The following is a 315-nucleotide window of genomic DNA, read 5'->3' as shown; positions in this document are numbered from 1 at the left end:
ACTAACAACACCTTTAAACCGGTTAAATAATCTTTACTTTGATGACGTTGCGCTACTAGGCTGAGCTCGCCCAGCGCACACGTAATATCAAAGCTAAACACGCTGCCACTCCCTAGGCTACTGGCTATTTCTAACTTGCTATGCAGTTTTTCGAGTAAGCGGCTGGTTATTGCTAAACCAAGGCCTGTACCGCCTTTTTCTTTTCCGGCGCTACTTTGCACATAGGGTTCGGTTAGGTAGGCTATTTCGTCATTCTCGATGCCGGGGCCTGAGTCTTTTACGCTTATTTTAATAGTGTGTTCAAGTTGTTTTTCA

1 protein-coding gene is annotated in these 315 nt (G+C 44.8%); it reads right to left on the bottom strand.

From position 1 onward, the window contains the following. A partial coding sequence (locus AAEY62_RS21385; protein ID WP_350636391.1) for a sensor histidine kinase occupies positions 1-315 on the bottom strand: 315 nt, incomplete at both ends.

The organism is Pseudoalteromonas sp. GW168-MNA-CIBAN-0100 (assembly GCF_040309225.1).
Taxonomy (GTDB): domain Bacteria; phylum Pseudomonadota; class Gammaproteobacteria; order Enterobacterales; family Alteromonadaceae; genus Pseudoalteromonas; species Pseudoalteromonas arctica.
Note: the sequence above shows the minus strand (reverse complement) of the source record. Positions and strands in the feature narration are given on the sequence as shown.